The organism is Dickeya dadantii NCPPB 898 (assembly GCF_000406145.1).
Taxonomy (GTDB): domain Bacteria; phylum Pseudomonadota; class Gammaproteobacteria; order Enterobacterales; family Enterobacteriaceae; genus Dickeya; species Dickeya dadantii.
On the sequence record NZ_CM001976.1, the window covers coordinates 4,774,518 to 4,798,723 of the forward strand.

The window sequence follows — 24,206 nt, forward strand, 5'->3', positions numbered from 1 at the left end:
AACTGCAAGAAGGGTGCGTGAATATCAGTGCTCGTCATCCAGCTGTGAAGCCTGCCGGCTGCACACCAGCCATACGCCGGCAATAATCAGCGCGATCGCCAACAGCTTGCCGGTGCTGAACGTGTCGGGAAAGATCGGCAGCGCCACCGCCAGCCCCCACACCAGCACGTAACTGAGGCTCAGCAATGGGTAGGCCCGGCTTAACGGCAAAAAACGCAGGGCGTTAAACCAGCTCAGCATCGAGAAAGCATACGCCGCCAGCCCCACCAGTACCGCGGCGGCGGCGACTGGTAACACCAGCATGGCGAACATAAACGGCAGTGGCTCCGTCAGCGAGGGCAGTTGAGACATCCCCCATTTCATCGACAGTTGTGCTGCGCTGACCAGCAACACGCTCAGCAACGCCCATCCATAGCCTTTCACGCGATCCCTCCCATCAAGATTACGCCGACAACAATCAGCACAATACCCACCGACTGACGCAGACTGATGGCTTCCCGCCACAGCCAGCGCGCCGCCAACGCCACCAGAATAAAATTCAGGCTCAACATCGGATACGCCACGCTTACCGCCACCCGCTGCAACACCGCCAGCCACAACACCATCGCCAGCCCCAGCAACAGCAGGCTTATCCCCATCCACAACACAATGTGAGCGCGACGTGAACGGCCGCCGCTCTGCCAGCTGGCGGCCTGTTTCTGGCTAAGCTGACCGGCGCAGGTCAACAGGCTGACCAGCAGAATCAGCAGGTAATTGGTCATTGCTGACGATACCACAATAAGGCGACTCGCCCTTTCCGGTCAGTGTAATCCGCCGGCGGTACGCCGGTGATCGGATCAGTCGCCGAAGAGAAGATCAGCACCAGCGATACATTGCCTTCGCGGCGATGCGTAGCCAGCCAATCGGCAAACGCATCGGCCGGCACCATGCGACTGGCGCTGTCCGGGTACGACAAGCCGTATTCCAGTTCACCCTGATTATCGTACATCAGGATATCGCCGCGTTTTTGTTCCCAGGCAACGGCAGAGGCTACGCCCACGCTGTTCGCCAGAATATAACGACTCTGCGACAGACGGGATTCAACCTCGGGCGCACGCAGGAACCACTGCGGATGCTTGCTCTCCATCACCCGCTGCGGGATCGCCATGCCAATCAACAGGGCGATGCCCAGCGGGCAGACCGCTGCCCAGTGCCAGCGAGCCGCCGCATGGCGCAACGTCCACCAGCCGACCAGCCCCCAGAACAGGAACGCCACGACGCCCAGCGCCACCTTGACGGTTTCCTGCGGCTGATAGAGCGGACGATGCGACAGCCCCCACGGCGCCAGCACCAGCACTACAATCAACGCGCACAGCAGGCCAAACGCCAGGTTAATCCAGCCGTTGATGGTTAGCAGGCGCGGGTTCAGCAAGGTGGTGGCGCGTCTGGCCATCAGGATCGCCAGCGGCGCGAAGCAGGGCAGAATGTACGTCGGCAACTTGCCTTTGGCGATGCTGAAAAACAGGAACGGCATCACCACCCAGCCCAGCAGGTAGAACGCGCCGCTCTCCTGACGCCGCTCGCGCCAGCCCTGTAACAGCGACGACGGCAACAACGCCAGCCACGGCAGCACCCCGGCGATCAACACCGGCAGGTAGTACCAGAACGGCGCTTTGTGCTGGGCATTCGCGGAATCGGCGAAGCGCTGAATATGCTCGACCCAGAAGAAATAGTGCCAGAAATCCGGCTGCTGACGCGCCACCGCCAGCGCCCACGGCAGCGACACCGCCACCGCGCTGACAATCGCCAGCGGGCCGTACAGCAGCACCTCTTTCCAGCGCCGCTCCAGAGCAACCCACGGCAGCACCGCAATCACCGGCACCGCCAGCGCCAGAAAGCCCTTGGTCATGAAGCCCATGCCGCACACCACGCCCAGCAGCAAATAACCGCCGATTTTACTGCCGCGGGTGGCGGCCTGCGCCGCGCCCCAGAAGCTGCACATCGCCGCCGCCAGCCACAGGGTGACGATGGGATCGAGCACCGCATAGGTGCCGATACCGTACACCAGCAGGCAACTCAGATAGATAGCCGCCGCCAGCAGCGAGGTACGCCGTTGCTGCCACAATCGCTGCGTCAGCCAGTAAATCAGCGCCGCGGTCAGCAAAATGGAGAACACCGCGCCGGCGCGCACGCCGGCGTTATTGTCGCCCAGCAGCCACTGGCCGATGTTATTCACCCAGTAACCGGCGATCGGTTTTTCAAAATAGCGAATCCCCAGAAAATGCGGGGCAATCCAGTTGCCGCCCGCCAGCATTTCCCGGCTGATTTCCGCGTAGCGGGTTTCATCCGGTTGCCATAACAGGCGACCATTGAGGGGAATGAAGTAGTAGAGCAGTAACAACACCAGCCACAACGTTGTCTGACGTGCGTATTTCATCAGGCCGCCTCCACGGTCTGCTGACATCCCAACCAGCCATCGCGTCCGGCGAGGGAACCCCGCACCACGCGCCCGACCGGCAATGTAGTGGTATCTTCCGGCAGCAATTCGCTAAGCGGACAAAAGCGAATGCCCTCCTGCTCCGCCAGCGCCAACAGTTCGCTGAACTGATCGCTCATCACAATGCCTTCCACTTCGGCATGGATGGTATAGACCGGCGTACCCTGATCCTGATGGATTTTATCCAAAATATAGCGGTTGAAGTCGGCGGCGTTGGTTTCCCGCCCGACCGCTTCATCCCAGGTGGGCAGCGTGACCGGAATCTGTACCGTACCGGTGCTGCCGTCGTTAAGCAGCGGGCGGAACGGCGCGGTGCCGCGGCAATCGCTGTTGTAGTGAAAACCAAACTGCTGTTTGGCTTCCACCGCGGTTTGATCCGCGCGCCAGCCCGCCACCGCCGAGCACACTACCGGCTCGCCGGTGATCGACTGCAACGCGTCATAGGCCAGCCGGATCTGCTGTTCCATTTTGGCCTGATCCCACACCCCGGCCCAGGTTTGCCAGGCGAAGTGATCCCAGGCGTGCAGCCCGACTTCATGCTGCCGGGACGCCGCGCGAATCGGCTCCGGCAAACCGCGGCCGATCACCCTGCCCGGCCAGGCGGTGCCCGCCAGCAGGATATCCCAGCCATACAGCGATGCCGCGCGCGAGCGCAGCATCTTCCACAAGAACACCGGTCGAATCAGGCGCCAAAGATGGCGCCCCATGTTGTCGGGCCCGACGCTGAAGAAAAAACTGGCCCGGACGCCATAGACGTCCAGCAACTCCAGCAGGCGGGGCACCCCCACCCGCGTGCCGCGCCAGGTATCAACGTCGATCCGTAACCCTACTTTTCTCATTCGCTGTCCTGACTGAATCGGCCGGTTTCAACGGTTTGGAGGAAGAAATCCAGCGTTTCCGCCACGGTTTTTTCCATCTCGATGGTCGGCTGCCAGTGCAACAGGCGTTTGGCGTTGCGGATGCTGGGCTTGCGGTGTTCCACATCCTGATAGCCTTTACCGTAGTAGCTGCTGCTTTCCACTTCGCGGAAACCGGCAAACGGCGGGAACTGATTACGCAGCGGATGCTTCTCAAAGCTCTCCAGCAGTTGTTCCGCCAGCTGGCGAATACTGGCTTCGTTGTCCGGGTTGCCGATGTTGATGATCTGGCCGTCGCACACGCCGTCTTTATTCTCGATGATACGGAACAGCGCTTCGATGCCGTCTTTGATATCGGTAAAGCAGCGTTTCTGGCGACCACCGTCCACCAGCTTGATCGGCGACCCTTCCACCAGATTCAGGATCAACTGGGTGATGGCGCGGGAACTGCCGATACGCGCGGCGTTCAGGTTGTCCAGACGCGGCCCCATCCAGTTAAACGGACGGAACAGGGTGAAGCGCAGTCCTTCCTTTTCGCCGTAAGCCCAGATCACGCGGTCCAGCAGCTGTTTGGACACCGAGTAAATCCAGCGTTGTTTGTTGATCGGCCCAACGATCAGGTTGGAGTTGTCTTCGTCGAACACCGGGTCGGTACACATGCCGTATACTTCGGAGGTGGACGGGAAGATGATGCGTTTTTTGTACTTCACGCAGTCGCGGATGGTTTTCAGGTTTTCTTCGAAATCCAGCTCGAATACGCGCAGCGGGTTACGGGTGTACTCGATCGGGGTGGCGATAGCGACCAGCGGCAGCACCACGTCACATTTCTTGATGTGGTACTCGATCCACTCGGAGTGAATGCTGATGTCCCCTTCCACAAAGTGGAAACGCGGGTTGCCGAGGAAACGCTCGATAGCATCGGAACTGATGTCCAGGCCGAACACCTCGTAGTTGTCTTCCTGCAGCAGACGCTCGGTCAGGTGGTTACCGATAAAGCCGTTCACCCCGAGGATCAATACGCGGGTGCGGCGTTTAACGCTCACCACCGGCGAGTTGTTGAGGATAGCGCCTGTCACCAGACCCAGGCTTTGGGCCAGTTGCGCACCCTGCAGATAAATACCGTTGTCGCCCTGACCGGTGACAATCTCCAGCGCATCGCTGCCGCAGGCGACCACCAGCGGCGAGGTGCTCAGCACGGTGCCCGGTTTGGCGGCGGCGAAATCAGTACGCACTTTCGCCTGCCAGATAATGAATTTCGTCGTGCCGACGAAGCTGAACGCGCCCGGCCACGGCTCGGTTACCGCACGCACCAAGTTATACAGAGTACGCGCTGGCTTCTGCCATTCAATACGCCCGTCTTCCGGGGTACGGCGACCCACGTAGGTAGCCTGGCTCTCATCCTGCGGAATATCATTCGCTTTACCGGCGGCGATGGCGGGCAGGGTGTCTTTCAGCAACTGGTCGGCGACATCACGCAGCTTGCGGTGCAGGCTCAGCGCGGTATCGCTTTCGTCGATCGCCACGCGCTGCTGCGCCACGATATTGCCGGCATCGGCGCGCGCCACCATGCGGTGCAGGGTCACGCCGGTTTCGGTTTCGCCGTTGACCAGCGCCCAGTTCAACGGCGCACGGCCGCGATAGCGCGGCAGCAGCGAACCGTGCAGGTTGTAGGCGCCGTGCGCCGCGCTCTGCAGAATGGCGTCGCTCAGCAAGTGACGGTAGTAGAAGGAGAAAATCACGTCTGGCGACATGGCGGCGATGCGTTCCACCCACAACGGGTGGTTAACGTCTTCCGGCGCAAATACCGGGATGCCCAGTTCCGCCGCGGTGCGGGCTACCGATCCAAAGAACTGATTTTCCGCCGGGTTATCCGCGTGGGTAAACACCGCTTCCACGGTATAGCCCGCTGCTACCAACGCGCGGAGTCCCACGCAGCCGAAATCATGATAGGCAAAAACAACAGCTTTCATTCTTCATTGTCCTGTTCAGAAGATCGTGGATCATTGCCAACAATACGTTGAATAAAATAGCGGGGACGGGCGCGGACATCGTTGTAGATTCGTCCGATATATTCCCCCAATAGCCCCATACCGACGAACTGGGCGCCGATAAAAGAGAACAGCACGGCGAACAGCGTGAACACACCGTCCGCCGCCCAGGCCGCGCCAAAAAACAGGCGCAGCAGAATCAGCAGCAGCGCCAGCGTGAAACCGGAGAGCGCAATCACGCTGCCCACCACGCTCAGCAAACGCAGCGGCGTGGTGGTCAGGCAGGTCACCAGGTCGTACATCAGGTTAATCAGCTTCATGAAGCTGTATTTGGAATCGCCAAATTCGCGCTCGGAGTGATGCACCATAATTTCGGTAGCGCGGCGGGCAAAGGTATTGGCGAGGATCGGGATAAAGGTGCTGCGCTCATGGCAATGCAGCATGGCGTCGATGATATGGCGGCGATAAGCGCGCAGCATACAGCCGTAATCGTTCATGGCCTTGCCGGTAGTGCGCTGAATCAGGTGGTTGATCATGCGCGAAGCGGATTTACGAAACCAGCTGTCCTGACGATTTTCGCGGATGGTGCCCACCACGTCATACCCTTGATCCGCCGTTTCCACCAGCCGGGGAATCTCTTCCGGCGGGTTTTGCAGGTCGGCATCCAGCGTGATGATCAGGTCGCCGGACACATGGCTGAACCCGGCCATGATCGCCGAATGTTGCCCGTAGTTGCGGTTGAGAATCACCGCGACCACATGACTGCCCGGCGCCTGCGCCGCCTCGGTCAGCAACGCGGCCGAATTGTCGCTGCTGCCGTCGTCCACCAGCAGAATTTCATAATCGCGGTTCATTTGATCACAGGCGGCGGTGGTACGGCGAATCAGCTCCGGCAAGCTCTCCTGCTCGTTGAAAACCGGAATCACCACCGAGACTTTATTGATTGCTTCCATGTCTGACATCAGCGTTTCCCCGCCAGTTCGGTTAAGGCATCCACTACGCGATCCACATCCTCGTCGCGCATATCCGGGAACAGCGGCAGAGAACAGATACGGGCCGAGTTCCAGTCGGTATTCGGCAGGTGCAGATTGGTGAAACGCTCACGATAGTATTTCTGGGTATGAGCGGCGCGGAAATGCAGGCCGGTGCCGATATTGCGATCTTTCAACGCCTGCATCAGCCCGTCGCGATCGATGCCGCAACGCGCTTCATCCACCCGGATGATAAACAGATGCCAGGCGTGCTGGTGCGGCCATGACGGCAACGTCAGCGGCTGGAACGGCAAGGCGGCCAGCTTTTGCAGATAACGGTGCGCCAGCGCTTCACGGCGCGCATTGTTGGCGGCCAGCTTGTCCAATTGCACCAGCGCAATAGCGGCGCTGATATCCGGCAGGTTGTACTTGAAGCCCGGCGAAACCACTTCCGCCTGCGGCGCGCGCCCTTGCACCATGCGATCGAACGCGTCTACCGCCAGACCGTGGAATTTCAGGCTACGAATGCGGTTGGCCAGCGCGTCGTCGTCCGTCACCACCAGACCGCCTTCAGCGCAGGTCATGTTCTTGATGGCGTGGAAGGAGAAAATCGCCGTGCCTTCGCCGCCGATGTGACGGCCGCGGTAGTAGGTGCCCGCGGCGTGGGCGGCATCCTCAATCACCGGAATGCCGTGACGGCGACCGATGTCACGAATCGCGTCAATATCCGCCGGCGCGCCGGCGTAGTGAACCGGGATAATGGCTTTGGTGCGGGGAGTAATGGCCGCTTCAATCGCTTCCGGCGTCACCATCAGGTTATCGCGGTCCACGTCTACCATCACTGGCTCGGCGCCCAGCAGCACAATCATGTTCAGGGTGGAAACCCAGGTGAGCGACGGTGTGATCACCTCATCGCCTGCGCCAATCCCCAGCGCCATCAGGGTGACATGCATGCCGCCGGTCGCGGAGCTGACCGCAATGGCGTGTTTCGCGCCAGTCAGCACGGCGAACTGCTGCTCCAGTTCCTGATTTTTGGGGCCAGTGGTAATCCATCCGGAACGAAGAACCTGCCCAACCGCGGCAAGTTCTTCCTCACCTAACGCGGGGCGCGAGAAAGGTAGAAAATCAGCCATGTAAAAATTCACTCTCAGGTTAAATCGATGATTATTGGTGTGGCGAGATAAATCTTTATACCCGTCATAGCTCAAGTTGCAGGGGCGTTGGTTCATTACGCGGCCCGTTCATGGGTCTTGCCCTGCGGGGCCGCAGCAAACCGCGCTCAACGCAGTTCCCGGCAGCGTTGTCAATCACGGCAACTTACTCATGTAAGCGCCTGAAGATGCACCCGGTTACCGCCTGGCTGCAACTCGAATTATTTTGGGTATATACACTCTGCTAACATCGCCGTCCCGCCATCGGAATCGGATCTGGGGATAAATACGTCAGGGAAAACCGCTCCTTAGTCCTTGCGAAGGATAAGTAGAAAAGCAATTAATGACAGTAATATGACCATCAATAATGTTGTTCATCTAATCTTGGCAGATGAGCATAACGAAGATTTCTTAGTTGAATATTAAGATGCTTCTTTTTAACTGATGTTCAATCCGCGAGAAGAATAGCAAGCTATGTTTAAACCCATCATCAATAAAATGGTGTTCAGCCGCAAACATTCATCCATCCTCATCCGTATATAAACACACGAAAAATAAGATTTTTTTCGTGACAGCAATCACACTGACATCAAAACAAGAAAAGAATTACGATTTCTTGCAATGTTATTAAAAAATAACAACGCGGAAATAAATCTTATTCATAAAAACTACTTATCTTGCTATGAAATAGTGCGCGGATATAAAGGTTATTTCTTGCCCATCACTGGCCGCCGCTCACCCCGCGGTTCTCTCATATTCTTTAATTATCATGAACAAAGCATAGTAAGGTTTTCTGATATGGCAACCGGGTTGGCGGTCATTTTGGGTGCAAAAGATCGGAAACGGTATGCATAAAAAGTAAAAAAACCGTCCATGTTGCAATGGACGGTTTTTCGTTATCAGCCCAGGAAATAATATAATTATTTAGCTTCTTTCCCGTACATCGGTGAACGCGGGCCATACAGCAGAGAAGAAGGTCCACCAGCTGTCAGCAAACGCACACTAGTGATACCTGCAATATCATGACCTTTATCGGTGATAGTGTTAGCAATCTGTGTAACGGCAGCCTGAACCAGCAAACCAACAATGCCGCCGTTAGAATTCGACTGCTGTTCGCTGGAGGAAGCGGTCGCACTGCCTTTCCATAGCTCCTTACCATTGCGCAAATCCACCAAACGCGCACTGGCTGTCACACGAGTTTCACTATTTATGACCATGTATTTTGAGCCATAGTCAGTGATATCAATATACAGAGCCGCATCCGCTCCAAAAATCTGGTGCAATTTCGCTACGCTAACGGCATGAATATCCTGAGCCGTTGTCAGACCATTCTGCTTAAAGGTCTCGTCCGTCACGGCAACCGGCAACACGTAATACCCTGATTCTGCTAACGGGTAAGTCACCTGGCTAAGAAAGCTAGTCCCAGCTTTTACATCCGGAGAATGGTTAAGCGGCGGCAATACCAGAATAGTTCTCGGTTTGCTCTGCTTGAATGAAGTATAATCATAAGGTTGCGGCTTGGCACAGCCAGTAAGAACCAGCACACCCATCAGACTGATTAATGCTAAAAAACGGTTCATTGGTTATTTTCCTTTATTCTTGCTCAACAGAAAGTCCATGAAAGGGGCGGATTCAGGGAATAATGATTTTTCCGTCTCGAACTGCTGACGAGCATCAACACCGCGGCCTGTTTTGGCATACAGCAGGCCCAGTTGGGCATGTAATCCTGGGGGAACCGGCTTGTTTTGTGATTTGGCAACTTCTACTGACTTCTGCAAAGAAGCAATCTGCTCCTCAGGACTGGTTTTATCCTGCTGATAATATTGATAAAGTGTAGTCTGATAATTATCCCAGCTATAGATGGTCTTAGGTTCGGAAGCGCATCCTGCCAATAAAGTTGCGGCCAACAACAGCAGTGTTTTTTTATTGAATAACATTATTATTTTCCCATTCACTTAATTCGATGGGCGCCATGCGCCGCTTTCAATACCCGCAACCAGATTGTTAACCGCTTCGCGAATCGCCAAATCCAACACTTTGCCATTCAGCGTCGAGTCATAACTGGCGGTACCGCCAAACCCGACAACTTCACGGTTGGACAACGCATACTCACCCGCGCCCTGAACGGAATACACCACTTCGGATGTCTGAACATTCACGATATTCAGTGTGGTCTTGGCATAGGCGATCTGTGATTTGCCTCTACCCAGAATGCCCCACAGTTGCTGATCGCCGACTTCCTTACGACCAAATTCAGTTACATCCCCAGTAACAACGTAATTGGCACCTTTTAATGTCTGCGCCTGGCCTTTAATACCTGCTTCCGTTTTCAGCTCATCCATGTTGGTGCGATCCAACACATTAAAGCGGCCGGTTTGCTGTAGATGGCTGACAAGAATGGTTTTAGCCTGATTTCCCAAACGGTCTACACCATCGGAGAAAATGCCGTTCATATAGTTGGAGCGGTTTTCAAATTTCCCAACAGAAATCGGGCTGCGGACGCCTTGATAAGGCGTGTTGTAGGACACGACTTTAGGTGTTTCCACGGTACGTGAAGATTCAGTGGCACATCCGCCCAACAGGGTGGCGGTAATGACCATAGAACAAAAAACAACCTTTTTATTCATAGACCAATCCCTTATTCAATTTATTGTTATACCGGTCAGCGTTTCCCATGAATGAGGTAAATGCCTGATAACACCGGCATCCAGCCAACGGCGGGAACTATTATGCTTAACGTTAAGATAAGTAACCACATATTTCACATCTAAAACTAAATTAAATATCCTGAAAAAACATAAAGATTCTCACTATCCTTTTTCGATTAATAAAACTTTCACTACGTATTGCTATATCAGGCTATTTTTGTCTTTTTTGATAACTGCATGAAAAATTTTGGTTATTTTTACCCCATATTATCTGTTCTATATCAAGATTCATGCCGACTCTAGTCGCTAGGATAAACCCCAATAACTGAGGGGATCGTTATTTTTTCTCCTGACGAGACAGGTACCAGGCCCCTTCCAAAATCACTTTCTGAGTGACCCGCTCAGGCTGGTTTCGTCATCTTTCGCCTGCCCGGCATGCAGTTCCGGCGCAACGCAGCCTGTAATCGCAACGGACATCCCGCATTGATTAAGTGAGCACACACTTACTTAATTTGATGAAGGCATGCCTGAAAATGACCGGCGGGTCATACGCACACCCATGCTGTACATGTCGGGAGAGGATATGAATCAGTTTGTTATCGCAAATGCGAAGGATTGTATCGGCTGTAATGCCTGCGAGATTGCCTGCGTGATTTCCCATAATCACGGGCGTTATCCGGAAAACAGGGACGATTTTCACCCCCGGATCAGGGTGTTTCATCAGGGAGAACAGCATACCGCGGTGACCTGCCGCCATTGTGAAGACTCCCCCTGCGCGAAAGTGTGCCCCACCCAGGCGCTGGTCAGAAAGCAGGACGGCATTCAACTGGTCGCCGAAAAGTGCATCGGCTGCAAAACCTGCGTGCTGGCGTGCCCGTTTGGCGCCATTAGCGTCGAAACCCAGTCACAGGGCGCCATCGCCCACAAATGCGACCTCTGCATTGGTCGTCCGGAAGGACAGGCCTGTGTGGAAGCCTGCCCGACTCAGGCGCTTCATCTCGTAAGTGAACGCTCACTAGAAGAACAACGCCGCACAAAACAGCTGCGGATGGCGCAAACCGCCATACCCGGCACGATGCGCGCGATCCCTACCTTTGCCGAGATAGCCTGTCGCCCGTTGGATAAGCGTAAAAACTGGCCGCGCCGGGATGCAGTAAAAAAACCGCTGGAAGAACGGGTGGCCACGTTTGGCGAGATCTATCACGGCTTCAGCGCCGAACAAACCCTCGATCAGGCCAGCCGCTGCCTGCACTGCGGTCAGCACGCCGTCTGCGAATGGACCTGCCCGCTGCACAATAACATTCCCGCACTGCTGCAACTGGTGCAGGAAGGGCGCATTCTCGACGCCGTCGAACTGTCGCATCGCACCAGCAGCCTGCCGGAGATTTGCGGCCGGGTCTGCCCGCAGGATCGGCTATGCGAAGGCGCCTGTACGCTGGGCAAAGGCTACGGCGCCGTGACCGTAGGCAACATCGAACGCTACATCACCGATACCGCGATGAGCATGGGCTGGCAGCCGGATCTGAGCCGGGTCAAACCCACCGGCAAGCGGGCGGCCATCATCGGCGCCGGACCGGCCGGGCTGGCCTGCGCCGATGTGCTGGCGCGGCACGGCGTACAGGCGGTGGTGTTTGACAGGCATCCTGAAATCGGCGGGCTGCTGACATTCGGCATTCCGGCCTTCAAGCTGGACAAGTCAGTGCTGACCCGGCGTCGGGAAATCTTCAGCGCCATGGGGATCGAGTTTCGTCTGAATACCGAAGTGGGAACCGATATCGGCATGGCGCAGTTGATGGCGGAGTTTGACACCGTATTCCTCGGCGTCGGCACCTACCGTTCGATGAAAGCCGGGCTGGAAAATGAAGACGCTCCCGGCGTGTACGACGCACTGCCGTTTCTGATCGCCAATACCAAGCGGGTGATGGAATTGCCGGCACTGCCTGATGAGCCTTACGTGTCGATGCAGGGTAAGCGAGTGCTGGTGTTGGGCGGCGGCGATACCGCCATGGACTGCCTGCGCACGTCGATTCGTCAGGGCGCCGCGTCGGTCACCTGCGCCTATCGTCGTGACGAAGCCAACATGCCTGGCTCGCGTAAGGAAGTCAAAAACTCCCGTGAAGAAGGCGTGGAATTTCTGTTTAACGTACAGCCGCTCAAGATCTGCCTGAATGATAACGGAGAAGTGTGCGGCGTCAGCCTGATCCGTACTGAAATGGGCGAACCGGACGCCAGCGGACGCCGCCGGCCAAAACCGGTGCCCGGCTCCGAATTCGTTCAGCCGGCAGAGGCGGTGATCACCGCGTTCGGTTTTCAGGCGCACAGCATGCCATGGCTACAGGACGCTCATATCGCGCTGGATCGCTGGGGCCACATCACGACCACGCAACCCGGCAACCGGCTCCCTTGCCAGACCAACCATCCCCAGGTGTTCGCCGGTGGGGACGCGGTACGTGGCGCCGATCTGGTGGTTACCGCCATCGCCGATGGCCGTAAGGCCGCACAAGGTATGTTGCGGGTTATGGGGCTGGAGAGCCAGGACATGTCGCTACCGGTCAACGCGGTGGTTCAACAGGAGAATCGGCCATGAATCAGTTTGTGATCGCGGATGCCGCCAAATGCATTGGCTGCCGCACCTGTGAAATCGCCTGTGCCGTCGCCCACGCGGGCGGGAACCAACAAAAATTGCATAAATCGCATTTTTTTCCGCGCCTTAAAGTAATTAAAAATGCTAACGTGAGCACGCCTGTGTTGTGCCACCAGTGTGAAAACGCACCGTGCGCCAGCGTCTGCCCGCACGATGCACTGGTGCAGCATCAAGACAGCATTCAGGTTATCTCGTCGCGGTGTATTGGCTGCAAAAGTTGCGTAATCGCCTGCCCGTTCGGCGCCATCAATGTGGTGACGCGGCCATCCGATGATGAAACGCCTGCCCCATCGCTATCAGGCAGTGAAGTCCATAAATGCGATCTTTGCATCGGCGTCGCCGACAGCCCGTCCTGTGTACGCGTATGCCCAACGTCGGCGCTGACGCTGGTGACGCCGCAGGCGATGACCGAACGGGTTCTTGAAAAACAGCAACGTTCCGCATGGCATCACGCGGATATCCGTTTGCGCTGATGCCTTATTGCCCGTGATGCCAGGACGCGTTCACGGGCAAGCGGCGCAGGCCGTGTCGCTGCGCCCTGTTGACATGATGTGATGTAAGCCCGATTTTTGTTTCAAATAAAATAAAATCAGTTTTAATAAAATGTGCTTTTTGAAGTATTCTGCTCGGGCAGGGATAATTATCGCCGATTTATCCGCCAGTTCCTCTTTGGCACAGATATTTGTCTGACCATTGCGTCGGAAATCAACTTCACATAGCAGTCATTCTACTAAAAATTATCAGGTTTTTTCGTTGGCATCATGGAGTGAATATGACCTGTCATTTCGTCAGGTGGGCAAGCACGGAAGCGTTACCCGATCTGCAGCGGTTATCGGATGATCTGATTTCATCCACGCACAGTTTTTCAGTGAAGCGCCGCGAGCGTTATCTGAAAAGCCGCGCGCTGCTGGCAGAGATGATGTTTTATTTCTTCGGTTATCCAGTTCTTCCGCCCCTAATGGTTTCGCCGAATGGCAGACCCTGTTTTGTTGATCCGCATCTGCCCGATTTCAGCCTCGGCTACGCAGGAAACACCATCGCAATCCTGCTCAGCGAGGAAGGGAAAGTGGGGATGGACGTGGAAATTGTCCGCGTCTGGAATCGTGAAACGCCGCCGCATCTGCAAACGCAGACCCACGCGGAAAAAGCCTGGATCGACGCCCAGCTTGATCCGCTGGAAGCCGCCACCCAATTATGCACTATTCGTCAGTCGGTGCTGAAAATTCCCGGTTTCAACGCCGGCGGGCCGGAATCGCTGAAGCTGCATCCGGCCTCCGGCCGTCTGCGGTCGCGGCATATTCCGGATGTGGAAGTGATCAGCGACATTGATGATTATCTGGCCTGGGCCTGTGCCCATACGCCTCGCCTCGACCGTCTGGTGATGTGGAACTACACCTCGGCCTACGGCATGCGGAAATCCGGCGAAATCGTCCAACAGCAGCGTCAGTCGCGGCGCTATATCAAACTGAGCAGCCACGCGACGGAAAACGCCTCACCGCTGCTGGCGATGTAGCGACAGGAACGCGAAAAAAGTAGGTCAACCGCAGGAAAAAAAGAAGTCAGCCGTAGCGAGCCGGGTAACCCCGGCTCGCGGATGATCAATGGGCGTCGATAAACACGATTTTCAGCAGGAACAACACCGCCACGGCGATGACGCACGGGCTGATATCACGCCAGCGGCCGGTCGCGGCTTTCATTACCGCGTAAGAAATGAAGCCCAACGCGATGCCTTCAGTAATAGAGAAGGTGAACGGCATCATCACGGCGGTCACGAACGCCGGTACGGATTCGGTCAGGTCATCCCAGTTAACGCGCGCCAGGCTGGCGGTCATCAACACACCGACATAAATCAGCGCACCCGCCGCCGCATAAGCCGGCACCATGCCCGCCAGCGGAGACAGGAACATCACCAGCAGGAATAAAATCCCCACCACCACCGCCGTCAGGCCGGTACGACCGCCGATGGAAACGCCGGAAGAGCTTTCGATATACGCGGTCACGGATGAGGTGCCGATGAACGAACCGGCCACCGAGCTGATGCTATCCACATACAGCGCCTGCTTCATCTGCGGGAATTTGCCGCGGGCATCCACCAGACCGGCCTTGTCGGTCACGCCAATCAGGGTGCCGGAGGAGTCAAACAGGTTCACCAGCATGAAGGAGAAAATCACCCCGGACAGGCCCAGATTCAGCGACCCGGCCAGATCCACCTGACCGACCACATTGCTGACGCTCGGCGGCATGGAGAACACGCCTGCGAATTTCACATCCCCCAGCAACGCGCCCAGCAGCGTGGTTACCGCGATGGAAATCAGCACCGCCGCATGAATATTGCGGGACGCCAGCACCACGATAATGAAAAAGCCCAACGCGCCCAGCAGCACGCTATGCGAGGTCAGCTTGCCGACCGACACCAGCGTTTCCGGATTCGGCACGATAATCCCGGCGTTTTTCAGCCCGATCATAGCAATAAACAGCCCGATGCCGCTGGCGATGCCCAAGCGCAGACTGAGCGGAATATTGGCGATCATCCAGTAACGAACCTGGAATATCGTCAACAGCAGGAAACCGACCGAGCCCCAGAAGATAGCGCCCATCGCCACCTGCCACGGCAAACCCATGGTGCCGACCACCACAAAGGCGAAAAACGCGTTCAGACCCATCGCCGGCGCCAGCGCCACCGGCAGATTAGCCAGCAGGCCCATGAAAATACTACCAAAGGCGGCGATCAGACAGGTGGTGACAAACACCGCTTTGGTGTCCATCCCGGCGGCGCCCAGAATCTGCGGGTTAACAAAAACGATATACACCATCGTCAGGAAGGTGGTGAACCCGGCAATAGTCTCGGTACGAGCGGTAGTGCCGTGCTGCTTCAGTTTGAACACGCGATCCAGCAGCCCCTGCTCAGCAGCGGAACCAGACTGAGATTTATCCATGATAAATGACCCAAAGAGAAGAAAGGAAAGATAATCGCCCGGTATCCTATACCAAAATGCGGAGCAGTTAACGCGCCGGCGGGCTTTTTTTTCCCGACGATAACAATTTTCTATATCTCCAGCCTGTTCGCAGCGGTTTCGCCTCACTTCCCGACGGGAAAACGTTTGTCTGCCACAGAGATAAGGGGTGACGAGTCGCTTGTTTTCACAAACATCGCATTATCCCGTCAGTCAGGTAAAGTGGGGATTTTCGTCCCTCAACAAGGAATGCCCATGTCCCGGATTGAATGCGTATTTTTCGACTGCGACGGCACGCTGGTGGACAGCGAAGTTATTTGCTGCCAGGCCTACATCAATATCTTTATTCCTTACGGCGTGCAGTTGCCGCTGGATGAGGTCATCAAAACCTTCAAAGGCATGAAGCTCTACGACATCATCGAACGCATCAGCGAGCGTTTCGGCCTGACGGTTTCAATGGAGCAGATGGAACGCCATTTCCGCCAGGAAGTGGCGCGACTGTTCGACCTTTCGTTACAGCCGATCGCGGGAGTGCGGGACGTACTGACGGCGCTGCAAGCGCCCGCCGCGGTGGTGTCCAACGGCCCGGTCAGCAAAATGCAGCATTCACTGGGGCTGACCGGCCTGCTGCCGTTCTTTGGCGAGCACCTGTACAGCGGCTACGACATCGGCAAATGGAAACCGGATCCGGCGTTGCTGCATCACGCCGCGCAGCAGATGGGAGTGACGGTGGAAAACTGCATTCTGGTGGAAGATTCGGTTTCCGGCACGCAGGCCGGCATTGCCGCCGGCATACCGGTGTTCTACTACTGCGCCGACGAACATAACGCCCCGATCCATCACCCATTGGTGACGATGTTCCACGACATGGCGCAGTTACCGGCGCTGTGGCAGGCCCGCGGCTGGGCGCTGACCGCCGCCTGACGGCTCAGCCGGCTTCGTGCGACAGCGATTCCGGCGTACTGACCGGTTTGCGTCTACCGAATAGCCGACGCCGGGCGGGTTTCGGTCCGGCGCGAAAACGCCTGCTGACGCCCTGCGCCAGCAGGTCCAGCAACAGGCAAAAGATAAAATAGACCAGCGCGACGAACAGGAACACTTCGGTTGGATAGACCATGCTGCGGTTGTTGACCTGAGTCGCCAAAAAAGTCAGTTCGCCAACGCCGACGATGTAAGCCAGCGAGGTATCTTTAATCAGCGAAATCCACTGGTTGATGAACGACGGCACCATCATGCGCAGCGCCTGCGGCAACACGATGTACCACAACGTCTGCCAGCGTCCCAACCCCAGCGACATCCCCGCCTGCCACTGACCGCGGCCTATCGCCACGATGCCGGCCTTCACGCCGTGCGCCAGATAGGCGGAGGCGATGAACGCCAGCGCGCACACCACGGTAGTGATTTCGGGGATATCGACGCCAAACAGCATCGGCAGCAGGAAGTAGGTCCAGAAAATCAGCATGATCACCGGAATCGCGCGGAAAAAGCCCAGCACCATCGCCAGCAGTCCGCCAGCCCAGCCGCGATACATCGCCAGCGCGACCCCCAGCCCCGTACCCAACACCGCCGATGCGATCCCGGCCATCAAACTGAGCGCCAGCGTCAGCGCTGCGCCGCCCAACGGACCTTCCGGGAACGTGCCCCACATCAGGTAGCTAAAATTGTCGCGGATGATCGAAAAATCCATTTCAGTGCTCCTTTAGCGGTTGCCGGTGCTGACGCCACTGTCCCCAGCCTTCCAGCAGGGCGATCGCCGCGATATAAAATACCGTCGCCACCCCGAACGCCTGAAACGTGCGTAGCGTTTCGGTTTCCACCTGTCGGGAAGCATAGGACAGTTCCGCCACGCCGATCGCCATCGCCAGCGATGAATTCTTAATCACGTTCATGTACTGACCGAGCAACGGCGGCAGCGCGATGCGCAGCGCCTGCGGCAACACCACATAACGCATCACCTGCCAGTCGGTCAGCCCCAGCGCGCAGGCGGCGTACTTCTGACCATGGGCCACGCCGGCGATGCCGGCGCGAATCTCTTCCGCGATAAAGGCGGCGGAATAGAGCGTCAGGCCAAACAGTCCGGCCAGAAACTCAAACGACGGCCCGTTCAGCCCAAGCAGCGGAATCACGTGCGAGCTGTTGAGCCACTGCATCAGCCCGGCGGGCAGCCACTGCGCCGCGCCGAAGTACCAGAAGAACAATTGCACCAGCAGCGGGGTGTTGCGAAACAAGGAGCAATACGCGATAGCCAGCCAGCGCAGCAGCGGCGTACGGCTGTCGCGGCCGGCCGCCAGCACCAGACCCAGCGCGGTCGCCAACACCACGGTGGCGGCGGCGATACCGAGCGTGACCTGAAAGCCTTGCCACAGCCATTGCAGATACTGAGGCGCCAGCAGCCAGTCGGTCAGCCATTGTCGGATAGATTCATCAGTCATCATAAACAAGAAGGCCCCCGGGATCGGTCCGGGGGCAAATCACAACCATCAAGTAAGAAACTACGGTAACAACTATCGGATTGAGAATACTGTGACAGCGTACTCAAGCCTTGGGTTGCTGATCCAGCGGCGCGATTTTGAAATCGCCGCGCGGCTGGGCAGACGGTGTTTCCGGCCCGAACCAGCGATTGTAAATTTTCACCACGTCGCCCTGTTTTTCCAGATTCAGCAGGATGTCATTCACTTTCTGCGTCAGGCGGTCCTCGCCCTTCGGAATACCGATGCCCTGATACTCTTTGGTGATGCTGAACGGAGAAATTTCAAAGTCGGCTTTCTGCGCCGCCGGCAGGTTACCCAGCAGCCCGACCAGCTTGGCGTCGTCCTGGGTGATGGCTTGCACGTTGCCGTTACGCAGCGCGGTGAACGCCAGCGGGGTATCGTCGTAGGAAATCACTTTGGCGGTCGGGTAGTGCTCACGCAGGGTGATTTCCTGCACGGTGCCCTTGTCGGCGCCAATGCGCAAATTCTTGATGTCATCCGGCGTTTTCAGCACGCCTTTGTGGGCGATGAACTTCTGGCCGGTGGCGAAATAAGGCACGCTGAAATTGACCTGTTTGGCGCGTTCATCGGTAATGGTGAAGTTGGCCGCAATCAGATCGACTTTCTTCGAGGTCAGCAGCGGAATACGGTTGGCCGGATTGGTGGCGCGCAGCTCTACTTTGACGCCCAGCGCCTTGCCGATGGCTTCCGCTACGTCCACATCGTAGCCCACCAGCTTTTTGCTTTGCGGATCGACATAGCCAAACGGCGGATTGCTGTCGAACACCGCCACTTTCACCACGCCCGCTTTCTGGATGTCATCCAGCTTGTCGGCTTGCGCGTTGCCTGCGAGAGAAACTAGTCCTGCCAGAAGGGAAAATGCCAAAAGAGATTTTTTCATCTTTATTATCCGCCTATAAGCCGCTGTTCATAAACGATTTTGAAACGATCGTTAATCCAATGAATGCAGGCTAACAGCGGCCCCGGCGCGTCGGAAATAACATAAACACCCATAATATGAACTTATGTTATATCCGGTCGCTGGCAACCTCGGGTGACAGGGTGCGATGCGGCGTTACCATTACAGCCTCACAAACGACAACGCCCCGCACGGGCGGGGCGTTGAGAACATCGTCGGCAAGCCGGCAATCAATAAGCCAGACTTATTCCGGTTTTTCAGCGTCTTTCTGCGCCAGCATTTTTTCCAGCGCGTCGCCGCCCAGATGACGGAAGTCCTGGCCTTTAACGAAGTAGAAAATAAACTCGCAAATGTTCTGGCAACGGTCACCGATACGTTCGATGGAACGGGCGCAGAACAACGCGGTCAGCACGCTGGGAATGGTGCGGGAGTCTTCCATCATGTGGGTCATCAGCTGACGCACAACGCCTTCGTACTCTTTATCCACCTTCTTGTCTTCCATGTAGATGCGCTTGGCTTCATCCAGATCCATACGGGCGAAAGCGTCCAGCACATCGTGCAGCATCTGTACGGTGTGGTTGCCCATTGACTCCAGGCTTACCAACAGCGGCTGATGCTGATGGGAGAATTTCTCCAGCGCGGTGCGGCAGATTTTGTCCGCCACATCGCCGATACGCTCCAGCTCGGAAATGGTCTTGATGATCGCCATCACCAGACGCAAATCGCTGGCGGTAGGCTGGCGTTTGGCGATGATGCGCACGCACGCCTCGTCAATGCTCACTTCCATCATGTTTACTTTGGCGTCGCCTTCGATCACGCGCTGCGCCAGTTCCGCGTCCTGGTTATGCATGGCGGTGATGGCGTCGGTCAGTTGCTGTTCCACCAGCCCGCCCATGGTCATCACCTGGGTGCGGATGCTTTCCAGCTCGGCATTAAACTGACCGGAAATATGTTTGTTCAGATTGAGATTTTCCATGATACTCCCGTAATCAACCGTAACGACCGGTGATGTAATCTTCGGTCTGTTTCTGCCGTGGCGCGGTAAACAGGGTATCGGTATCGCTGAACTCAATCAGCTCGCCCAGATACATAAACGCCGTATGGTCGGAACAACGCGCCGCCTGTTGCATGTTATGCGTCACGATCACCACGGTATAGTCTTTCTTTAATTCGGAAATCAGCTCTTCGATGCGGCCGGTGGAAATCGGGTCCAGCGCCGAGCAGGGTTCATCCAGCAGCAGCACATCCGGGCGAATGGCGATACCGCGGGCGATGCACAAACGCTGCTGCTGACCGCCGGACAGGCTGTAACCGCTCTGGTGCAGCTTGTCCTTGGTTTCCTGCCACAGCGCCGCCTTGGTCAGCGCCCACTGTACGCGCTCGTCCATTTCCGCACGCGACAGTTTCTCGAACAGCTTCACCCCAAAGGCAATATTGTCGTAAATCGACATCGGGAACGGCGTCGGCTTCTGGAACACCATCCCTACTTTGGCACGCAGCAGCGCGATATCCTGGTTATCGGTCAGGATATTGTTGCCATCCAGCAGGATATCGCCTTCGGCGCGTTGCTCCGGGTAGAGCTGATACATTTTATTCAGGGTACGCAGCAAGGTGGACTTGCCGCACCCTGACGGCCCGATAAACGCCGTCACCTGGTTTTTAGCGATATCCAGCGTGATGTTTTTCAGCGCATGAAATTTTCCGTAATAGAAGTTCAGGTTGCGCACCTGGATTTTGCTGGCGGATGTCTCTGTGACCATACTCATCAAGACTTCTCTCTTCTGGCGAACGCCGCCTGCGCGACGCCCGGATATTCATTAATATTGCGTTGTTAATCTGTCTTTTGGGTGACGGTTAATGTGTTTTCTTATAGACGATTAATGTGTTTTTGGGGCAAACAGCACGCGCGCCACAATGTTCAGCAGCAGCACGCACAGGGTGATCAGCAGTACCCCTGCCCACGCCAGCCCCTGCCACTCTTTGAACGGACTCATGGCAAACTTGAAGATGGTGACCGGCAGGTTGGCGATCGGATGCATCAGATCCGTGCTCCAAAACTGGTTCGACAACGAGGTGAACAGCAGCGGCGCGGTTTCTCCGGCGATACGCGCCACGGCCAGCAGTACCCCGGTGATGATGCCGGAAACCGACGCCTTCAGGGTAATCGCCGAGATCATCTTCCATTTCGGCGTACCCAGCGCGTAAGCCGCTTCACGCAGGCTGTCCGGCACCAGTTTCAGCATGTTCTCGGTGGTACGAATCACGATCGGCACCTGTAACAGCGCCAGCGCAATCACCCCCGCCCAGCCGGAAAAGTGCTCCATTTTAGCCACCACCAGCGTGTAGACGAACAGCCCCACCACGATCGACGGCGCCGACAACAGAATGTCGTTGATAAAGCGGATCACTTCGGCGATCAGCGATTTACGGCCGTATTCCGCCAGATAGACGCCCGCCAGAATCCCCAGCGGCGTGCCGAACAGCGTCGCCCACAGAATCAGCAGGCCGCTGCCGACGATCGCATTCGCCAGACCGCCGCCGGCCGTATTAGGCGGCGGCGTCATTTCGGTAAACAGCGACAGCGACATGCCGTCGATGCCCTTGGTCACGGTGGACATCAGAATCCACACCAGCCAGAACAGGCCGAACGCCATCGTCAGCATCGACATGCACAGCGCGATGCGGTTTTTCTGACGGCGCCAGGCCTGCATCTTGCGACGGGTTTCCAGCGAGTCAGAACGGTTTTCAATGCCAATGCTCGCCATCAGCGCGCTCCTTCGTTTTTAGCCAGACGCATGATCATCAGCTTCGAACAAGCCAGCACGATAAAGGTAATCACAAACAGGATCAGGCCCAGCTCCATCAGCGCGGCGGTATGCAGCCCGGTGTCGGCTTCCGCGAATTCGTTGGCCAGCGCGGAGGTAATACTGTTGCCCGGCATATAGAGCGAGAAGCTGTCGAGCTGGTAGGTGTTGCCGATAATGAACGTCACCGCCATGGTTTCGCCCAGCGCGCGGCCGAGCCCTAGCATAACGCCGCCAATCACGCCGTTTTTGGTGAACGGCAGCACGATATGCCAGATAACTTCCCAGGTGGTGCAGCCAATGCCGTAAGCCGATTCTTTCATCATCACCGGCGTCTGTTCGAACACATCGCGCATTACAGCGGCGATGTAAGGGATGATCATGATGGCCAGAATCACCCCGGCCGCCAGAATACCGATGCCGAACGCCGGCCCGGAGAACAGGTTACCGACCAGTGGGATACTGGAAAGCACGTTGCCTACCGGCTGCTGGAAATACCTGGCGAACAACGGGGCGAACACAAACAGCCCCCACATGCCGTAAACGATACTCGGGATCGCGGCCAGCAGTTCAATCGCCACACCCAGCGGACGTTTCAGCCAGCCCGGCGCCAGTTCCGTCAGGAACAGCGCAATACCGAAACTAATCGGAATGGCGATGATCAGCGCGATCAGCGAAGTCACGATAGTGCCGTAAATCGGCACCAGCGCGCCGAATTGCCCGGCGGGCGCATCCCACTCTTTGGTCCACAGAAAGGAAAAGCCAAACGTTTTGATGCTTGGCCAGGAGGCAAAAATCAGGGAAACGATAATTCCGCCCAACAGCAGCAACGTCAACAGGGCCGCCAGTCTAACCAGCGCCCCGAAGAGAATGTCGCCCTGTTTTCCCGGAGGTGTAATGGTTGGCTTGTGTTCAGCCATACGTCTCTCTTCTTTCAGATAACTGCGTTTTTCAGATAACTGCGTCTTTAATCAGGTCATTGGAGGAAACCCCAATGAAGAAGGAAACCCCAATGAATGTCAGAGGTGGATACCCCGTTTCCGGTTTATCCACCTCTCGGTACTCACACAATGGATCCTGCTAACCGCAATCAGTACAGCGCTTTACCGCTGCTGTCCTTGATCTGGGTTTTCCATGCCGCACGCACCTGCGCCACAACTTCTTTCGGCAGCGTAGCGTAATCCAGCGCTTTGGCCTGATCGCCGCCTTTGGTGTAAGCCCAGTCAAAGAACTTCAGCACTTCTTTGCCCTGCTCAGGCTTGCTCTGCTCTTTGTGAATCAGAATGAAGGTGGTAGAGGTGATCGGCCATACGTCGGCGCCTTTCTGGTTGGTCAGGTCCTGTGCGAAAGACTTGCTCCAGTCAATACCTTTAGCAGCGTTGCTGAAAGACCCTTCAGTCGGGCTGACAGCCTTGCCGTCGGCAGAAATCAGCTTGGTGTAAACCAGGTTATTCTGCTTGGCATACGCGTATTCAACATAACCGATTGACCCCGGCAGACGCTGAACGAACGCCGCGATGCCGTCGTTGCCTTTACCGCCCAGACCGGTCGGCCAGTTTACGGTGTTGCCCGCGCCAATCTTCTCTTTCCACTCGCTGTTCACTTTAGCCAGGTAGCTGGTGAACACGTAGGAGGTGCCGGAACCGTCTGCACGACGCACCACGGCAATGTCCTGATCCGGCAGTTTAACGCCCGGGTTCAGTTTGACGATGGCTTCGTCGTTCCATTTCTTGATTTTGCCCAGGTAGATATCACCCAGCGTTTTGCCGTCCAGCGTCAGCTCACCGGTTTTCACGCCCGGCACGTTGACAGCCAGTACGATACCGCCGATCACGGTCGGGAACTGGAACAGGCCGTCCTGAGCCAGCTTGTCATCCGTCAGCGGTGCATCGGAGGCGCCGAAATCCACGGTTTTAGCGGTAATCTGTTTCACGCCGCCCGAAGAACCGATGCCCTGATAGTTAACTTTGTTGCCGGTTTCTTTTTCGTAAGAATCAGCCCACTTTGCATAAACCGGAGCGGGGAATGTCGCACCTGCACCAGTGAGGTTTGCCGCGGCGAAAGCAGAAACCGCCGTCAGAGAAAAACTTGCAGCAACGATACTGGCAACAGTGGTACGCATGAGTTTCATAATCCCTCCTGTGGGATATGTAGACGTGTAGACCCGGAGCTATTGTTTAATCAGAGTGTAGTTTGCTGGTGGAGAAAATAGGTCAATTCAGTGACAGTAAAATGTACTTAATATGACAGTTGTGTGACATGGGAGTCAGATTCGGTAGTCCGCCATAGTCTGGCTACTATCAGATACCGACCAGTATCACCT

23 protein-coding genes are annotated in these 24,206 nt (G+C 56.5%); 4 read left to right on the forward strand and 19 right to left on the reverse strand.

Going from position 1 to position 24,206, the window contains the following annotated elements:
* Nucleotides 1–24: 24 nt before the first annotated feature.
* The 10 genes from arnF to DDA898_RS21465 form a co-directional block, all read right to left on the reverse strand.
* Nucleotides 25–423 (reverse strand): 4-amino-4-deoxy-L-arabinose-phosphoundecaprenol flippase subunit ArnF, encoded by a 399-nt coding sequence (gene arnF, locus DDA898_RS21420; RefSeq protein ID WP_013320114.1) that lies wholly within the window; start codon nt 421–423, stop codon nt 25–27.
* Nucleotides 420–761: a 4-amino-4-deoxy-L-arabinose-phosphoundecaprenol flippase subunit ArnE gene (arnE, locus tag DDA898_RS21425; RefSeq protein ID WP_013320115.1), complete on the reverse strand. Its 342-nt coding sequence runs from the start codon at nt 759–761 to the stop codon at nt 420–422. The genes arnF and arnE overlap by 4 nt, the downstream gene beginning before the upstream one ends.
* Nucleotides 758–2,416, reverse strand: coding sequence for a lipid IV(A) 4-amino-4-deoxy-L-arabinosyltransferase (gene arnT / locus DDA898_RS21430; protein ID WP_038912341.1), 1,659 nt, complete (start codon nt 2,414–2,416; stop codon nt 758–760). The genes arnE and arnT overlap by 4 nt, the downstream gene beginning before the upstream one ends.
* Nucleotides 2,416–3,315 carry a 4-deoxy-4-formamido-L-arabinose-phosphoundecaprenol deformylase gene (gene arnD, locus DDA898_RS21435; protein WP_038912342.1) on the reverse strand — a complete coding sequence of 300 codons (900 nt, stop codon included), beginning with the start codon at nt 3,313–3,315 and terminating at the stop codon, nt 2,416–2,418. Before arnD ends, arnT begins: the two co-directional genes overlap by 1 nt.
* On the reverse strand, nt 3,312–5,303 hold the full coding sequence (gene arnA / locus DDA898_RS21440; RefSeq protein ID WP_038912343.1) for a bifunctional UDP-4-amino-4-deoxy-L-arabinose formyltransferase/UDP-glucuronic acid oxidase ArnA: 1,992 nt from the start codon (nt 5,301–5,303) through the stop codon (nt 3,312–3,314). Before arnA ends, arnD begins: the two co-directional genes overlap by 4 nt.
* Nucleotides 5,300–6,283 (reverse strand): undecaprenyl-phosphate 4-deoxy-4-formamido-L-arabinose transferase, encoded by a 984-nt coding sequence (gene arnC / locus DDA898_RS21445; RefSeq protein ID WP_038912345.1) that lies wholly within the window; start codon nt 6,281–6,283, stop codon nt 5,300–5,302. Before arnC ends, arnA begins: the two co-directional genes overlap by 4 nt.
* The gene (arnB, locus tag DDA898_RS21450) at nt 6,283–7,425 is read right to left on the reverse strand and encodes a UDP-4-amino-4-deoxy-L-arabinose aminotransferase (RefSeq protein ID WP_033112456.1); all 1,143 of its coding nucleotides are present in this window, start codon (nt 7,423–7,425) and stop codon (nt 6,283–6,285) included. The genes arnC and arnB overlap by 1 nt, the downstream gene beginning before the upstream one ends.
* A 938-nt stretch (nt 7,426–8,363) precedes the next feature.
* On the reverse strand, nt 8,364–9,023 hold the full coding sequence (locus tag DDA898_RS21455; protein ID WP_038912346.1) for a DUF799 domain-containing protein: 660 nt from the start codon (nt 9,021–9,023) through the stop codon (nt 8,364–8,366).
* Nucleotides 9,024–9,026: 3 nt separating this feature from the next.
* Nucleotides 9,027–9,380 carry a DUF4810 domain-containing protein gene (locus DDA898_RS21460; protein ID WP_038912347.1) on the reverse strand — a complete coding sequence of 118 codons (354 nt, stop codon included), beginning with the start codon at nt 9,378–9,380 and terminating at the stop codon, nt 9,027–9,029.
* An 18-nt stretch (nt 9,381–9,398) separates the two neighbouring features.
* On the reverse strand, nt 9,399–10,070 hold the full coding sequence (locus tag DDA898_RS21465) for a CsgG/HfaB family protein (RefSeq protein WP_013320124.1): 672 nt from the start codon (nt 10,068–10,070) through the stop codon (nt 9,399–9,401).
* Nucleotides 10,071–10,674: 604 nt separating this feature from the next.
* Here DDA898_RS21465 and aegA point away from each other — a divergent pair.
* The 3 genes from aegA to DDA898_RS21480 all read left to right on the forward strand — a co-directional run bounded on the left by aegA (nt 10,675) and on the right by DDA898_RS21480 (nt 14,248).
* On the forward strand, nt 10,675–12,678 hold the full coding sequence (aegA, locus tag DDA898_RS21470) for a formate-dependent uric acid utilization protein AegA (protein ID WP_038912688.1): 2,004 nt from the start codon (nt 10,675–10,677) through the stop codon (nt 12,676–12,678).
* Complete coding sequence (locus tag DDA898_RS21475) at nt 12,675–13,208, forward strand: 4Fe-4S dicluster domain-containing protein (RefSeq protein WP_013320126.1); 534 nt, start codon at nt 12,675–12,677, stop codon at nt 13,206–13,208. Before aegA ends, DDA898_RS21475 begins: the two co-directional genes overlap by 4 nt.
* A 299-nt stretch (nt 13,209–13,507) precedes the next feature.
* Nucleotides 13,508–14,248, forward strand: coding sequence for a 4'-phosphopantetheinyl transferase family protein (locus DDA898_RS21480; protein ID WP_013320127.1), 741 nt, complete (start codon nt 13,508–13,510; stop codon nt 14,246–14,248).
* An 85-nt stretch (nt 14,249–14,333) separates the two neighbouring features.
* Here DDA898_RS21480 and DDA898_RS21485 read toward each other — a convergent pair whose 3' ends face one another.
* Nucleotides 14,334–15,671 carry an NCS2 family permease gene (locus DDA898_RS21485; protein ID WP_038902467.1) on the reverse strand — a complete coding sequence of 446 codons (1,338 nt, stop codon included), beginning with the start codon at nt 15,669–15,671 and terminating at the stop codon, nt 14,334–14,336.
* A 273-nt stretch (nt 15,672–15,944) separates the two neighbouring features.
* Here DDA898_RS21485 and yieH point away from each other — a divergent pair, with 273 nt between their 5' ends.
* Nucleotides 15,945–16,613: a 6-phosphogluconate phosphatase gene (gene yieH, locus DDA898_RS21490; RefSeq protein ID WP_038912348.1), complete on the forward strand. Its 669-nt coding sequence runs from the start codon at nt 15,945–15,947 to the stop codon at nt 16,611–16,613.
* A gap of 4 nt (nt 16,614–16,617) precedes the next feature.
* Here the strand turns inward: yieH and DDA898_RS21495 are convergent, their stop codons facing one another.
* From DDA898_RS21495 to pstS, 8 genes are all read right to left on the reverse strand, one after another.
* Nucleotides 16,618–17,376, reverse strand: a complete 759-nt coding sequence (locus DDA898_RS21495) for an amino acid ABC transporter permease (RefSeq protein WP_038912350.1) — start codon at nt 17,374–17,376, stop codon at nt 16,618–16,620.
* A 1-nt stretch (nt 17,377) separates the two neighbouring features.
* Nucleotides 17,378–18,121, reverse strand: coding sequence for an amino acid ABC transporter permease (locus DDA898_RS21500; RefSeq protein ID WP_038912689.1), 744 nt, complete (start codon nt 18,119–18,121; stop codon nt 17,378–17,380).
* Nucleotides 18,122–18,224: 103 nt separating this feature from the next.
* Entirely contained in the window at nt 18,225–19,061 is an 837-nt protein-coding gene (locus tag DDA898_RS21505) for an ABC transporter substrate-binding protein (RefSeq protein WP_038912352.1), read from the reverse strand.
* 262 nt (nt 19,062–19,323) lie between these two features.
* Entirely contained in the window at nt 19,324–20,055 is a 732-nt protein-coding gene (phoU, locus tag DDA898_RS21510; protein ID WP_038912353.1) for a phosphate signaling complex protein PhoU, read from the reverse strand.
* A gap of 13 nt (nt 20,056–20,068) precedes the next feature.
* Nucleotides 20,069–20,845, reverse strand: a complete 777-nt coding sequence (pstB, locus tag DDA898_RS21515) for a phosphate ABC transporter ATP-binding protein PstB (RefSeq protein ID WP_013320134.1) — start codon at nt 20,843–20,845, stop codon at nt 20,069–20,071.
* A gap of 111 nt (nt 20,846–20,956) precedes the next feature.
* On the reverse strand, nt 20,957–21,844 hold the full coding sequence (gene pstA, locus DDA898_RS21520) for a phosphate ABC transporter permease PstA (protein WP_013320135.1): 888 nt from the start codon (nt 21,842–21,844) through the stop codon (nt 20,957–20,959).
* On the reverse strand, nt 21,844–22,803 hold the full coding sequence (gene pstC, locus DDA898_RS21525) for a phosphate ABC transporter permease PstC (RefSeq protein ID WP_013320136.1): 960 nt from the start codon (nt 22,801–22,803) through the stop codon (nt 21,844–21,846). Before pstC ends, pstA begins: the two co-directional genes overlap by 1 nt.
* 170 nt (nt 22,804–22,973) lie before the next feature.
* Nucleotides 22,974–24,014, reverse strand: coding sequence for a phosphate ABC transporter substrate-binding protein PstS (pstS, locus tag DDA898_RS21530; protein ID WP_038912354.1), 1,041 nt, complete (start codon nt 24,012–24,014; stop codon nt 22,974–22,976).
* Between the last annotated feature and the right edge of the window lie 192 nt (nt 24,015–24,206).

Coding starts and splice junctions, on each gene's coding strand:
- DDA898_RS21495 (WP_038912350.1), bottom strand. CDS start 17,376: ATGGATTTTTCGATCATCCGCGACAATTTTAGCTACCTGATGTGGGGC.
- arnC (WP_038912345.1), bottom strand. CDS start 6,283: ATGTCAGACATGGAAGCAATCAATAAAGTCTCGGTGGTGATTCCGGTT.
- arnD (WP_038912342.1), bottom strand. CDS start 3,315: ATGAGAAAAGTAGGGTTACGGATCGACGTTGATACCTGGCGCGGCACG.
- aegA (WP_038912688.1), top strand. CDS start 10,675: ATGAATCAGTTTGTTATCGCAAATGCGAAGGATTGTATCGGCTGTAAT.
- DDA898_RS21475 (WP_013320126.1), top strand. CDS start 12,675: ATGAATCAGTTTGTGATCGCGGATGCCGCCAAATGCATTGGCTGCCGC.
- pstC (WP_013320136.1), bottom strand. CDS start 22,803: ATGGCTGAACACAAGCCAACCATTACACCTCCGGGAAAACAGGGCGAC.
- DDA898_RS21460 (WP_038912347.1), bottom strand. CDS start 9,380: ATGTTATTCAATAAAAAAACACTGCTGTTGTTGGCCGCAACTTTATTG.
- pstB (WP_013320134.1), bottom strand. CDS start 20,845: ATGAGTATGGTCACAGAGACATCCGCCAGCAAAATCCAGGTGCGCAAC.
- arnB (WP_033112456.1), bottom strand. CDS start 7,425: ATGGCTGATTTTCTACCTTTCTCGCGCCCCGCGTTAGGTGAGGAAGAA.
- DDA898_RS21455 (WP_038912346.1), bottom strand. CDS start 9,023: ATGAACCGTTTTTTAGCATTAATCAGTCTGATGGGTGTGCTGGTTCTT.
- arnT (WP_038912341.1), bottom strand. CDS start 2,416: ATGAAATACGCACGTCAGACAACGTTGTGGCTGGTGTTGTTACTGCTC.
- arnE (WP_013320115.1), bottom strand. CDS start 761: ATGACCAATTACCTGCTGATTCTGCTGGTCAGCCTGTTGACCTGCGCC.
- DDA898_RS21480 (WP_013320127.1), top strand. CDS start 13,508: ATGACCTGTCATTTCGTCAGGTGGGCAAGCACGGAAGCGTTACCCGAT.
- yieH (WP_038912348.1), top strand. CDS start 15,945: ATGTCCCGGATTGAATGCGTATTTTTCGACTGCGACGGCACGCTGGTG.
- DDA898_RS21465 (WP_013320124.1), bottom strand. CDS start 10,070: ATGAATAAAAAGGTTGTTTTTTGTTCTATGGTCATTACCGCCACCCTG.
- DDA898_RS21505 (WP_038912352.1), bottom strand. CDS start 19,061: ATGAAAAAATCTCTTTTGGCATTTTCCCTTCTGGCAGGACTAGTTTCT.
- phoU (WP_038912353.1), bottom strand. CDS start 20,055: ATGGAAAATCTCAATCTGAACAAACATATTTCCGGTCAGTTTAATGCC.
- DDA898_RS21485 (WP_038902467.1), bottom strand. CDS start 15,671: ATGGATAAATCTCAGTCTGGTTCCGCTGCTGAGCAGGGGCTGCTGGAT.
- arnA (WP_038912343.1), bottom strand. CDS start 5,303: ATGAAAGCTGTTGTTTTTGCCTATCATGATTTCGGCTGCGTGGGACTC.
- pstS (WP_038912354.1), bottom strand. CDS start 24,014: ATGAAACTCATGCGTACCACTGTTGCCAGTATCGTTGCTGCAAGTTTT.
- pstA (WP_013320135.1), bottom strand. CDS start 21,844: ATGGCGAGCATTGGCATTGAAAACCGTTCTGACTCGCTGGAAACCCGT.
- DDA898_RS21500 (WP_038912689.1), bottom strand. CDS start 18,121: ATGACTGATGAATCTATCCGACAATGGCTGACCGACTGGCTGCTGGCG.